General features: G+C 59.1%; 11 protein-coding genes, 2 tRNA genes and 2 pseudogenes. 8 read left to right on the forward strand and 7 right to left on the reverse strand.

All coding sequences use genetic code 11. The annotated features are described in order from the left end of the window. Positions 1–108 precede the first annotated feature (108 nt). From AC07OG_RS09460 to AC07OG_RS09470, 3 genes are all read right to left on the reverse strand, one after another. Positions 109–390, reverse strand: coding sequence for a peptidylprolyl isomerase (locus AC07OG_RS09460; RefSeq protein ID WP_060540635.1), 282 nt, complete (start codon positions 388–390; stop codon positions 109–111). A 107-nt stretch (positions 391–497) separates the two neighbouring features. Beyond that, positions 498–1,379, reverse strand: coding sequence for a lipase family alpha/beta hydrolase (locus AC07OG_RS09465; RefSeq protein WP_218423180.1), 882 nt, complete (start codon positions 1,377–1,379; stop codon positions 498–500). A 178-nt stretch (positions 1,380–1,557) separates the two neighbouring features. Continuing rightward, positions 1,558–2,631, reverse strand: a complete 1,074-nt coding sequence (locus tag AC07OG_RS09470; protein WP_495066858.1) for a 3-deoxy-7-phosphoheptulonate synthase — start codon at positions 2,629–2,631, stop codon at positions 1,558–1,560. A 619-nt stretch (positions 2,632–3,250) separates the two neighbouring features. On the opposite strand from AC07OG_RS09470, the gene AC07OG_RS09475 reads away from it, so the two are divergent. From AC07OG_RS09475 to AC07OG_RS09500, 6 genes are all read left to right on the forward strand, one after another. Beyond that, entirely contained in the window at positions 3,251–3,694 is a 444-nt protein-coding gene (locus AC07OG_RS09475; RefSeq protein WP_495066859.1) for a GNAT family N-acetyltransferase, read from the forward strand. Between the two features lie 127 nt (positions 3,695–3,821). Further along, positions 3,822–4,463 (forward strand): response regulator transcription factor GacA, encoded by a 642-nt coding sequence (gene gacA / locus AC07OG_RS09480; protein WP_060540639.1) that lies wholly within the window; start codon positions 3,822–3,824, stop codon positions 4,461–4,463. Between the two features lie 2 nt (positions 4,464–4,465). After that, entirely contained in the window at positions 4,466–6,289 is a 1,824-nt protein-coding gene (gene uvrC, locus AC07OG_RS09485) for an excinuclease ABC subunit UvrC (protein WP_060540640.1), read from the forward strand. Positions 6,290–6,321: 32 nt separating this feature from the next. Next, a complete protein-coding gene (gene pgsA / locus AC07OG_RS09490) occupies positions 6,322–6,882 on the forward strand; it encodes a CDP-diacylglycerol--glycerol-3-phosphate 3-phosphatidyltransferase (protein ID WP_060540641.1) in 561 nt (186 codons plus the stop codon). A gap of 60 nt (positions 6,883–6,942) precedes the next feature. Then, a tRNA-Gly gene (locus AC07OG_RS09495) sits at positions 6,943–7,018 on the forward strand. Positions 7,019–7,065: 47 nt separating this feature from the next. Then, positions 7,066–7,139: transfer RNA gene (locus AC07OG_RS09500), tRNA-Cys, on the forward strand. Between the two features lie 98 nt (positions 7,140–7,237). Here AC07OG_RS09500 and AC07OG_RS09505 read toward each other — a convergent pair. Further along, positions 7,238–7,399 (reverse strand): annotated as a pseudogene (locus tag AC07OG_RS09505) (integrase); the annotation flags it as partial. A gap of 120 nt (positions 7,400–7,519) precedes the next feature. Here AC07OG_RS09505 and AC07OG_RS09510 point away from each other — a divergent pair. Together AC07OG_RS09510 and AC07OG_RS09515 are read left to right on the forward strand one after the other, a co-directional pair. Next, complete coding sequence (locus AC07OG_RS09510; protein WP_495066860.1) at positions 7,520–7,681, forward strand: hypothetical protein; 162 nt, start codon at positions 7,520–7,522, stop codon at positions 7,679–7,681. A gap of 97 nt (positions 7,682–7,778) precedes the next feature. Beyond that, positions 7,779–8,276, forward strand: a pseudogene (locus AC07OG_RS09515) (DNA adenine methylase); the annotation flags it as partial. Between the two features lie 87 nt (positions 8,277–8,363). Here the strand turns inward: AC07OG_RS09515 and cysC are convergent. The 3 genes from cysC to AC07OG_RS09530 are packed head-to-tail and all read right to left on the reverse strand — an operon-like array spanning position 8,364 to position 11,945. Beyond that, complete coding sequence (gene cysC, locus AC07OG_RS09520; RefSeq protein ID WP_495066861.1) at positions 8,364–8,990, reverse strand: adenylyl-sulfate kinase; 627 nt, start codon at positions 8,988–8,990, stop codon at positions 8,364–8,366. Beyond that, positions 8,983–9,852 (reverse strand): alpha/beta hydrolase family protein, encoded by an 870-nt coding sequence (locus AC07OG_RS09525; RefSeq protein WP_495066862.1) that lies wholly within the window; start codon positions 9,850–9,852, stop codon positions 8,983–8,985. Before AC07OG_RS09525 ends, cysC begins: the two co-directional genes overlap by 8 nt. Continuing rightward, a complete protein-coding gene (locus tag AC07OG_RS09530) occupies positions 9,849–11,945 on the reverse strand; it encodes a tetratricopeptide repeat-containing sulfotransferase family protein (protein WP_495066863.1) in 2,097 nt (698 codons plus the stop codon). The genes AC07OG_RS09525 and AC07OG_RS09530 overlap by 4 nt, the downstream gene beginning before the upstream one ends. Between the last annotated feature and the right edge of the window lie 128 nt (positions 11,946–12,073).

Here is a 12,073-nt window from a genome sequence, read left to right on the forward strand (position 1 = left end):
TAACGACAATTTGTACGCTAGCGGCGCGTCCCTCGCCAGCCTATTACGTGTGCGAAACACAACGGCCCGCCAAAAGGCGGGCCGTTGCATGCAAATTGCGCGAATCGATCAGTCCTGACGGCTGGTCACTTCCAGCAGGTGATAGCCGAACTGGGTCTTGACCGGGCCTTGCACGACATTGAGCGGCGCGCTGAAGACTACGGTGTCGAATTCTTTGACCATCTGGCCAGGACCGAACGAACCCAGGTCACCACCCTGACGGCTGGATGGGCAAGTGGAGTTTGCCTTGGCAACTTCGCCGAAATCGGCACCGCCCTCGATTTGGGCCTTGAGTTCGTTGCACTTGGCTTCGCTGGCAACAAGGATGTGACGGGCAGAGGCTTTAGCCATGGAAAAATACTCCTTTCAATGTTCGGTAAAGTGCTGAGCCTACCGGATTCAGTGATCTATTTCTCCTCAAAGTTCCCAGGTGCGCGGGATTCGCGGCGGGACACTTCTTATAACCCGGCATTGATCAGGCGTTCGGCGTGGCGTACATAGAGTTCAACCGGGTCAATGCCAGAACGAAGCCGGCCGGCTGGCTGGGCGATGCTGTCCAGGTGATCCAGCGCATAGTCGGAGCGGATGACGGTGCCCAGGTGGGAGCTGTAACGCCCGACCATGCCGTCGTTCTGGTCGGCCTCGGTGGTGAAGAAGCGGGAAAAGGACCGGCATATGGCGTGGAACGGGTTGAGCGCGTTGAGCCCTTCGTCGAGGATGCGTTCCTGCAGGACACCGCTCCATGAGTAATAACGAACACCATTGACCAATTCCTGGCCCATGCCGCCCCAGTTTTGCGGTAGCCCCTGAGGGTACTTGTCGTTGAAAGCCCCCACACCCTCGGTGGTCAGGGCGTTCAGGGCGGCGATAGCGCTCTGCGGCATGTAATGATCGTCGCTGAGCGCCGCGAGGAAATCGGCGAACAGCGTCACGGCTTTGTCGGCGACCTTTTCCGGCAGACGTCCTGGCGTGAGCGCCTTGCGCAGGAAATCGGCCAGCTCCGAGCCATGGTTTGGCCCACTGACCGAGGTCACCGAGGCAATCGCGGCCGGATCCATCGCTGCGGCATAACGCGCGGCCAGTGCACCCTGGCTATGGCCGATCAGGTTGACTTTGCTGGAGCCCGTTCCTTGCAACACCCGTTCGATCTGCCCCAGCAACTGATCACCGCGTATCTCGTTGCTATGGGTGGCCGACAAGTGCGGGACGAATACTCTCGCCCCCGCATTTCTCAGGGCTTGCCTGATGTCATGAAAGAGCTCGAATTTGCCGATCCGATCGAAGCCCAATAATCCATGAACCAGCAGTATCGGGTAGCAGGTGTTTGCATTCCTTTGCATATTCGTACCTTTGCGCAGACGTTCTGGTGAGTGAAATTGCGCCTCACTCTAAAACACTGGGCGGTGGCGGGATGTATGAAAGGTCCGCCCCGGTCTGAAGAAAACGGCATAGGGGCAGTACGAAAGCCCGGATTGTGTCGCGTTCTTCGTCGCAGTGTTTCGGCACCTTTCACAGTGGTTAAGCCCTGTCTGCCCGCAGCCTTTGTGCAGCCTGACGCAACAGTTGTTCCGTGTCGGTCCAGCCCAGGCAGCCATCCGTCACCGAGACGCCGTACTGCAACGTCGAGCCCAGCGCTTGGCAACCCTCGAACAAGTGGCTTTCGATCATCACACCCATCAGCGAGCGATCGCCTTGCAGGCGTTGTTCGAGTACATCGTTGAACACTGCCGGTTGACGCAGCGGGTCCTTGCCGCTGTTGGCGTGGCTGCAATCGACCATGATCCGCGCCGGGATCTTCAGTCGGGTCAGGTCACTCTTCACCTGGGCGACGCTGTTGCGGTCGTAGTTGGGCCCGCGATGACCGCCGCGCAGTACCAGGTGCGTATCCGCATTGCCAGGGGTATGAATAATTGCCGGGTGGCCCTGGCTGTCGACACCGAAATGACGATGGGGGTGGGCCGCGGAGCGCATGGCGTCGCTGGCCACACCGACGCCGCCATCGGTTCCGTTCTTGAACCCTACCGGCATGTCCAGGCCGCTGGCCATTTCCCGATGGATCTGCGACTCGGTGGTGCGGGCACCAATGGCCACCCAGCTCAACAGGTCGTCGAAGTAGCCGGCCGCCATCGGTTGCAGCAGTTCGGTCGCAACGGGCAGGCCGAGGCGGAGCATTTCGCGTATCAGTTCGCGCGATAGCGTGAGGCCTGCGGCCATGTCGTCGCTGCCGTCCAGGTGCGGATCGTAGGCCAGGCCTTTCCAGCCGACAGTGGTACGGGGTTTCTCGACGTAGGCGCGCATCACCAGCAGCATTTCGTCGCTGACCTCGGCGGCCAGGCGGGCGAGGTTGCCGGCGTATTCCAGGGCTGACTGCGGATCGTGGATCGAGCAAGGGCCGACGATGACCAGAAGGCGAGAGTCTTCACCGTTGAGGATCGCGCGAACCGCCTGGCGGTGGGCGCTGACTTGCTGGGTCAAGGCGTTGCAGAGGGGCAATTGCTGTTTGAGCTGCAACGAGCTTGGCAGACGCAGGGTCAGCGCTTCATTGGCAGGGCTCAGGGTGGACAGCGGCAGTGCGCAGGCGGACGAGTTCATATTCAAGGCTTCCTGGGCTGGCGGCGGGTTGATGCCCGCGCGCTCGGCCCTACTGGGGTGTTCGACAATTGGCCGGATTGGCTGCGTGTGTGTGCTTGCCACCTGTGGGTGACCGATCGGAGGCGGCAGGCTGTCCCGAGCGGAGGCTGCTAAATCGCCAGGCGGTAAAACTGTCGTAACGGTAATAAGTGGCGTAGTTCATTTTTGAATCCTCAAGTTGTCTGGTGTGTCGCTAAAAATGTGCGGCGCTGAAAAAACAAAACCCCCGGTCGGGAAGCCGACCGGGGGTTGAGAATTCTCTGGTGGCGACCCGTTTAAAGTGGGCGCCGTGTGGGTATCAGGCGCGCCAGTGGCTAAACCAATACCCAAAATAAAAGCTGACCGGAGCACAAGCGTCATTCACCCGGGCAGCCGCAACCGAGCGCGGGGCGCTGACGGTACGAAGCTGTAAGAGGGTGTTGAGCATGGTCTGTCTCCGATGGATGAACCGAGCTTACTAGAGGCCGGTACGCGGATTCAATCAGAAAATGCTATCGATCCACAAAGGCTATTTCTATCATCCGGGCACGACTCAAGTTGTGACACACTTTGGCCTTTCCCTGCCTGTCATGGTGCTTCGATGGAGTTTGAATGGCGCCCGGCAACTCCAGAGGATCTGGATTTCGCCCGCGACCTGACCTGCCGGAACATGTTGCGCTACTACATCCACCACGATTTGCTGTGGCAGGACGCAGCGTTCGACGTGGCCTGGGCAGGTCGCGACAACCGCATGATCACTCGCGGCGAGGACTTGCTGGGTTACGTCAGCCTTAGTCGTGACGCTGCATCCCTGTACATTCGCGAATTGCACATCACTGAAGCTTTCCGGGGGCAGGGTGCCGGCTCATGGGCGATTGATCAGGTGTTAACCGTTGCACGCGGGGAGCGGCGGCCGGCGTTGCGCCTGACGGTTTTCACCAACAATCCGGCGCACGCCCTGTACCAGCGAAAGGGCTTGCGCGTGGTGGGCAGGGACGAGTGTTTCCTGAGAATGCAGGTCGATCTCGATCGCTTGCAGTGTTGAGACACGCTTGCGGCAAGCCCTTGAAGATGAATTGAAACTCTTGAGCTGGCGCTTTCTGCTAGGTCTGCCAGTTGCTTTTTGCTAAGGTGTCTCGCAATTCAATAAGACCATTTCGCGAGGTGTCTGCTTGATTAGGGTGCTAGTAGTCGATGACCATGATCTCGTTCGTACAGGCATTACACGAATGCTGGCTGACATCGATGGCCTGCAAGTAGTCGGCCAGGCCGAGTCGGGAGAGGAGTCCCTGCTCAAGGCACGCGAACTGAAACCTGATGTGGTCTTGATGGACGTCAAGATGCCCGGTATCGGCGGTCTCGAGGCCACTCGCAAAATGTTGCGCAGCCACCCGGATATCAAGGTCGTTGCGGTTACCGTGTGTGAGGAAGACCCGTTTCCTACACGGCTATTGCAAGCCGGTGCCGCGGGCTACCTGACCAAGGGTGCCGGTTTGTCCGAGATGGTCCAGGCCATTCGCCTGGTATTTGCCGGGCAACGCTACATCAGCCCGCAAATTGCCCAGCAACTGGCGATCAAATCCTTCCAGCCGACCAACGACTCGCCCTTCGACGCCTTGTCGGAGCGCGAAATCCAGATCGCACTGATGATAGTCGGCTGCCAGAAGGTGCAGATCATTTCCGATAAATTGTGCCTGTCCCCGAAAACAGTGAATACCTACCGTTACCGCATCTTCGAAAAACTTTCGATCAGCAGTGATGTGGAGTTGACGCTGCTGGCGGTTCGTCACGGCATGGTCGACGCCAGCCTCTGAAAATGACCGATACCTTTGATCCTGGCGCCTTCCTGTCAACCGTCAGCGGACGCCCCGGCGTGTATCGCATGTTCGACAGCGAGGCGCGGTTGCTCTACGTCGGCAAGGCCAAGAACCTCAAGAATCGCCTGTCGAGCTACTTCCGCAAGACCGGGCTTGCGCCCAAGACTGCTGCGCTGGTGGCGCGTATCGCCCAGGTCGAAACGACCATCACGGCCAACGAAACCGAAGCCTTGCTGCTTGAGCAGACGCTGATCAAGGAATGGCGTCCGCCTTACAACATCCTGCTTCGCGACGACAAATCCTATCCCTACGTCTATCTGTCGGACGGCGACTTCCCGCGCCTGAGCATCCATCGCGGGGCGAAGAAGGCCAAGGGCAAATATTTCGGTCCTTACCCCAGCGCCGGGGCGATCCGGGAAAGCCTGAGCCTGCTGCAAAAGACTTTTTTCGTTCGCCAGTGTGAAGACAGCTACTACAAGAACCGCACGCGACCTTGCCTGCAATACCAGATCAAACGGTGCAAGGCGCCTTGCGTCGGCCTGGTCGAGCCCGAGGTGTACGCCCAGGACGTACGGCACTCGGTGATGTTCCTCGAAGGGCGCAGCAATGCGCTGACCGACGAATTGTCTGCGGCCATGGAAGAAGCCGCGATCAACCTCGAATTCGAGCGAGCCGCCGAACTGCGTGATCAGATCGCCTTGTTGCGACGAGTCCAGGACCAGCAGAGCATGGAAGGCGGCACGGGTGACGTCGATGTCATCGCGGCCTTCGTCAACCCGGGGGGCGCCTGCGTTCACCTGATCAGCGTGCGCGGCGGGCGGGTACTGGGCAGCAAGAACTTTTTCCCGCAGGTCGGTATTGAAGAAGACGTATCCGAGGTCATGGCGGCGTTTCTTGGCCAGTATTTCATCAGCAGCCCGGAACGCGACTTGCCCAGCGAGTTGATCGTCAACGTGGTTCACGAGGATTTTCCGACGCTGATTGCGGCCATCGATGAGCTGCGCGGTCGTGAACTGACCATCAGCCACAGGGTGCGCGGCACTCGGGCGCGCTGGCAGCAACTGGCGGTGACCAATGCCGAACAGGCCCTGGGCGCACGCCTGGCGAATCGACAACACATTACCGCGCGGTTTGATGCGCTGGCAGAAGTGCTCAAGCTCGAGGAGCCGCCACAACGCCTGGAATGCTACGACATCAGCCATTCCAGCGGTGAAGCGACTGTGGCGTCCTGCGTGGTGTTCGGCCCCGAAGGCCCGATCAAATCAGATTACCGCCGCTATAACATCGAAGGCGTGACCGCCGGCGACGACTATGCGGCGATGCACCAGGCCTTGACCCGTCGCTTCAGCAAACTGAAGGACGGGGAGGGCAAGCTGCCGGACATCTTGCTGGTGGACGGTGGCAAGGGCCAGCTGTCCATGGCCCGCGACGTGCTCAACGAACTGGCCGTTCCCGACCTGATCCTGTTGGGCGTGGCCAAGGGCGCAACGCGCAAGGCGGGTTTCGAAACCTTGTACCTCAACGACGCTGCCCACGAATTTACCCTGCGCGGCGATTCCCCCGCGCTGCACCTGATCCAGCAGATTCGCGACGAAGCCCACCGATTCGCCATCACCGGCCACCGCGCCCGGCGTGGCAAAACCCGGCGCACGTCTACACTGGAAGGCGTCGCCGGGGTCGGGCCGACCCGTCGGCGCGATTTGTTGAAACATTTTGGTGGATTGCAGGAGCTGTCTCGTGCCAGCATCGAAGAAATCGCCAAAGCCCCCGGGATCAGTAAAAAGCTCGCAGAGTTGATTTATGCAAATCTGCACAGCGAGTAGAATGCTCCCTCACCTCGTAGCCAGTTGTGCCGATGAATATCCCTAATCTGATTACCGTTCTACGCGTCCTGCTCATACCGATCTTCATTTTACTGTTCTACCTGCCTTACCAATGGAGCTACCTGGCATCCGCCTCGGTCTTCGCCTTTGCTGCCGCAACAGACTGGCTGGATGGATACCTCGCCCGCCGCCTGGAGCAGAGCACGCCGTTCGGGGCCTTCCTGGACCCGGTGGCCGACAAGCTGATGGTTGCCGTCGCATTGGTATTGCTCGTCCAGGAACATGGCAACTTGTGGCTCACGCTGCCTGCCGCCGTGATCATCGGGCGCGAAATCGTCGTCTCGGCGCTGCGTGAGTGGATGGCCGAACTCGGCGCCCGCGCCCACGTCGCCGTATCGAACCTGGGCAAATGGAAAACCGCCGCGCAAATGCTGGCGCTGGTAATCCTGCTGGCCAATCCGTCGGACTTCAGCTTCTGGGTCCTGTTGGGTTACACCCTGCTGATGGTGTCCGCAGGCCTGACCTTGTGGTCGATGGTCCAATACTTGCGCGCTGCCTGGCCGCATCTGAAGACCGACGTTGAAAAGAAATAAAACTTTTTTGAATCAAGGGGTTGACGGGGCTTCTGGAATCTATAGAATGCGCCACACCAAGCGGGAATAGCTCAGTTGGTAGAGCACGACCTTGCCAAGGTCGGGGTCGCGAGTTCGAGTCTCGTTTCCCGCTCCAAGTTTGTACGCATTTGATGTTGTGCTACCTGACAGCAAATGTTTTGAGGCCGAGTAGCAAAATGGTTATGCAGCGGATTGCAAATCCGCCTACGCCGGTTCGATTCCGACCTCGGCCTCCACTAATAAACAACCCCGTAGATTAACGTCTACGGGGTTTTTTATTGGCTGCAGGAAAGCGAAGGTGTTCCGAAACTTTAGGGGGGGGTCCGAAACTATTTCATGTTGACGGTTGAGCGATCGCCCCGATACGACGATAAACACGCTTGGTGATTTCTTGTTCAGAGTGGCCCAGCAGGAGGCTCGCGTCCGCGATGTCGATTATTTCGGAAGCTGCTTTTGGTCGAATATCCTTGAACTGGAATTGGCGAATCTTCTCTGCGTCATCACTCCGGCCCTCTCTGGCTGCCAGCGATCGTGCTGATTCCAAACAGGCCAGGTCCATTGCATCCCTCAGCTCCTGCGGAGCTTTTGGCAGCCCTCGTGCCCGGTCGACACCAGGGTGCCGCGCATCGGGCTCGATGGTGAATATCGGGTGGAGTCGGTAGATCACACCTTTACGCCGTCCGGGGGGGCGGTGTCGGTGGAGTGCAATGGTGGCAAGGAGGGCAAGGCCACGGCCTCCGGCAAACCGCAGCAAGTCGTGCTTGAAGTGCCGGTTTGATCGCTCGGGCATACGAGTCGCCCTGAGTCAGAAGTTTCAAAAATCAAAGTAATAGGAGCGGTCAGTCTGAATGCGTCAACATTCAGCCTGGCCACCGTCCCTGTATCGCGTGGTGCAGAACCACCTCGAAGAGTTTGTGCGCCAGTTCAAATGGGCGCTCAGCTCACGCCAGGTGTTCGAGTGGCAGAAGATGACTCGCGTCGAAACCCTCACCGACATCCAACGTGCCGCCCGATTTTTTTACCTGCAGCACCATGCCTTTGCCGGCAAGGGCACCGGGCAGAGCTTCGGTACCGCCACCACAGGTCCGGCCATCAACCTGCTGCGCATCGAAGAAAACCTCTCGGCCGCCTGGCAACGCCTGTCGGGTACCTATGTGGAAAGCCTTCCTTGGCTCGAATGCGCGGAGCGTTACGATCGCGCTCACACTTTTCACTACATGGATCCGCCGCATTGGCAGACCTCAGGGTATGGGGTGGATTTTCCGTTTGAGAACTACGAACGCATGGCCGACTTCATGCGCTGCTGCAAGGGCAGGGTGATGGTCAGCATCAACGACCACCCGAACATCCACCGGGTGTTCGAAGGCTTTCACTTATCAAACGCGCGTTGACTGACAGCTAATTAGGATACCGATATAAATTGTATGTCTATTCGAACTAGGTCGAGCCCATGACGCGCTTTATTCAAGGTGAGCGTCGAGGCCAGGGTACTTGTGGTTTAGCGGGATATGCTTTACCACATAGTTGAGCAATATCTTCAGGCTTTCCTCGATCGAAATTGTTCCAGTATCGATCGCCAATTCAGGGCGCTCCGGCGCCTCGTATGGCGCACTCACCCCCGTGAACTCAAGCAGTTCACCGGCATGTGCTTTTTTGTATAGCCCTTTGGGGTCGCGGGCCTCACAGGTCGCCAGATTTGCCGCGATATGTATTTCGTGAAACATCGGTTCCACCGCCTTACGCGCTCGCTCCCGGTCCTTGCGGTAGGGGGAAATGAAGGCGGTGATGCAGATTAATCCGGCATCGGCAAACAAGGCTGCAGTCTCGCCCACGCGGCGGATGTTCTCGGTCCGGTCCTCGGCGCTGAACCCCAGGTTCGCATTCAAGCCTTTGCGCACGTTATCGCCATCGAGCACATAGCAGCTATAGCCCAGCTTCGTCAGGGCCAACTCCAATGCCATGGACAAGGACGACTTGCCCGAGGCGGACAGCCCGGTAAACCATAGAACTGCGCCACTGTGGCCATAATGCGCTTTGCGATCAGACGCATTCAGGGCATGCGGTACGCTCGTCAGGTTGTTATTCATGATTTGCACTCGCCGAGCACGGAAACGGGATGGAGAGAAGTTCAGGCCAGCGACCAGCCCAGTCGCTTTCATGGTTCATTCTCTCCACGATTAATTGGCGCGTGCATCGACTGGCTGTTGCACTGGCAAAATGCTGCGCTATCACCGGGGGCACGACGCTGTCATCAGCGCCACTGAAATGGACCTGCGGTATGGCGGCGATCTGATGGGCAACGTCAATGGCATTGAGAGATTCTGGCATCGCCGACACCTGATGCAGGCGATTGACCTGCGCATGATCAAGGTTACCAGCCACTGTGCGCAGCGAACTGACATCGGTACGCCGGGCGGCAATCAACACCGCCAGTGCACCGCCTCCCGAATAGCCGATCAGGTTGATACGCCGACCGGGTATCTGCGCTGCATAGTACGTAACCGCTTGGTTCATTGCGGCGACCACTTCCTCGGAAAAGCGCTTATTGGTCCAATAGGCCTGGTCACACCGCGGGCTTTGCACTAGCGGCGTGAATTGGCAAGGACGTGCCAAGTACACGACGTTGGCCGCTGGGTCCACCGCTGCCAGCGTCAAAGCCATGGCCTGATGCGGCGTCGGGTTATCGGAGGGCACCGAGCGCGAGCGCCAGGCCCTGCCGTCCCCCTCAATGTAGACCGTCAACGGCAGATCGGGGCGGGTGATGCGGTAAAAGCTGGTCAGCACGAAACCGTCGGTCTGAACCTGTTCACGTTGCAAGTGGCCGGTGAGCGCCAGGCTCTCGGCGTGCCGGTTCGGATCGGCACAACCGGTCAATCCCCCGAGGGACACAATCAGGCATGCGAGCGTCGTCGATAGACAACGCGCCAACGACGCACTCGAATGTTTCACCCTTTACCCGGCTCCAACGCCTGTAGCAACGGCCCAAGCTGTTCGGCATGCGCCTGCCAGCGGCCTTTGGAGGTTTTGTAGAGCGGTTGGCGCACCTGATTGACACTCGCGGTACGCACCACCCGCTCGGTCTTGTGGAACTCAAGGCAGGCGTCGTTCCACGGCAGGTCAATGAAGTCGATCAGGCGTTTGGCCTGCGCTTCCAGGTCGTCCACCACCGCCTCGTAGTCCACTTCAATAAACGACTCGGCAGGCAGTACCGCACGCCAGTGAGCCATCAATGCCTGATAGTTACGATGGAACTGGCCCAGTTCGACCTGATCGTAGGTGAACAGTTGCTCGCCGCCGAACTGCTTGCTGAAGCAGGACAGGCAGGTATCGACCGGGTCGCGCCGGCAGTGAATGATGCGCGCGCCTGGCAGGATCAAGGGGATCAGACCGGCATACAAAAAGTTGGCCGGCATCTTGTCGACCAGACGATCACGACCGTCAATCAGCGGCTTGATGCGCTCAAGATAGTCCTGGCCGAACCTGGCCAGATCCGGGGCCGAACAGTTGACCAGGCTTTGCGGAAAAGCGCCCAGGCTGTCCACTGCGAGACGCAACGAAACCAGCTCCCCGGCACCCTGCACCTGCGGATGGGTGGCGAGAATCTGCTCGACCAGTGTGGTGCCCGAACGTGGCATGCCCACGATAAACACCGGCACCGACGACTGCACACCCATGCCCTGATGTGCGGCCATGAACTGTTCGCTGAAGACCTCGGCAATGCGCTGCATCCATTGCTGCGTCGCTTGCGGGTCATAGCTGAAGGTGGAGCGCTTGAGCCGGTTACCCTCATTCAGGTGCTGGAACGCACGCACCGAATCCCCCGTGTCCAGGTAAGCCTTGCCCAGGGCAAAATGAGTTGCCAGCTTGTCGGCCAGCAGCAGACCTTCCGAACGCAACAAGCCTTCTTCCATGGCCGCGATATCGGCATCGCCGGCTTTGAAGGTTTTGCTGTCAGAGCGCCCCGCCAACGCTCGGATCGACCCCGGGAACGCCGCCAATGCCTGTTCGAAGGCATCGGCGGCGGCTTCCTTGCGGCCCAGTTCCAACAACAATGTCCCTTGTGCGATCATCGCCTCCTCGGTCACCGAGCCAGGCAACGCCGCCGCTTGAATGAAATGTTCCAGCGCCTCTTCATGCAGACCCACGGCCTGCAGCGTAATGCCCATGGCATTGTGGACATTGGCATCGTGAGGGGCCAAGGCCAGCGCTTGCCTCGCGCAGTGCAGCGCCTCATCGAGGAGCCCGACCTTTTTCAAGACCTGAGCTCGCGCCGTCAGGCCAGCGACATGCTTGGGGGCGAAGGCGTACAAGGCATTCAGCCAATGCAACGCCTCGCCATGCTGAAAGCGTTGCGTTTCGGCTTCTGCGATATTCAGGTAGGCATCGACCAGCTGCGGGTTGAGTTCGATAGCGTGCCGCCCAGCAGCCACCGCCTCATCGAAGTGACCTTGTGAACTCAGCAAAAAAGACAGGTTGCTGTAGGGCTCGGCATAATTTGGATCAAGGGTTAGCGCCTGTTGGTAATGCCACTCGGCCCGCTCTTGACGATCCAGCCGACGGTAGGTGTTGCCCAGGTTGTTGTGTACCTGTGCCGTGTCAGGACGCAAGTTCAGCACGCGGAGCAGGCTTTCGAGGCTTTCCTCAAGCTTGCCCATTTCCTGCTGGATGATGCCCAGGTTATTCCAGGCATCCACCAACATGGGGGCCAGGGCGACAGCCTGCAGCCCTGCCTGTTCGGCTTCCACCAACAGGCCTTGCTGCCGACACATCTCGGCCAGGTTGCTGAAGTAGATCGCCGGGGCGCTCGGCGCCTGGCACGCCTGGCGCATGAAAGCGACGGCCAGATCCTGGCGGCCATAGGCGTGGGCAATCAGCCCAAGCAAATGCGAGGCATCGGCTTGTTGTGGCCATTTCGCCAATATGCGTTGGCACAACTGCTCGGCCTGCTGTGCCTGGCCTGCGTTCCAGTGCGCGTGGGCCAGATTTATGGCCTCGGCAAGTGTCAGTTGTGGCGGGTCGGTCGTTGTCGATGTGCTGCTCATAGAAGGCCTTAAAGTCGGAGTAAGGACTGTTGTGCAAAAAGGCGTTTGTGCTCTGGCAGGGGGCATACCTGAACGCCCATTATTTATCACAAACAATGGGCGTTATCAGGTTAACCGCAACTAGCCGA

The organism is Pseudomonas sp. GW821-FHT09H03 (genome assembly GCF_059415945.1).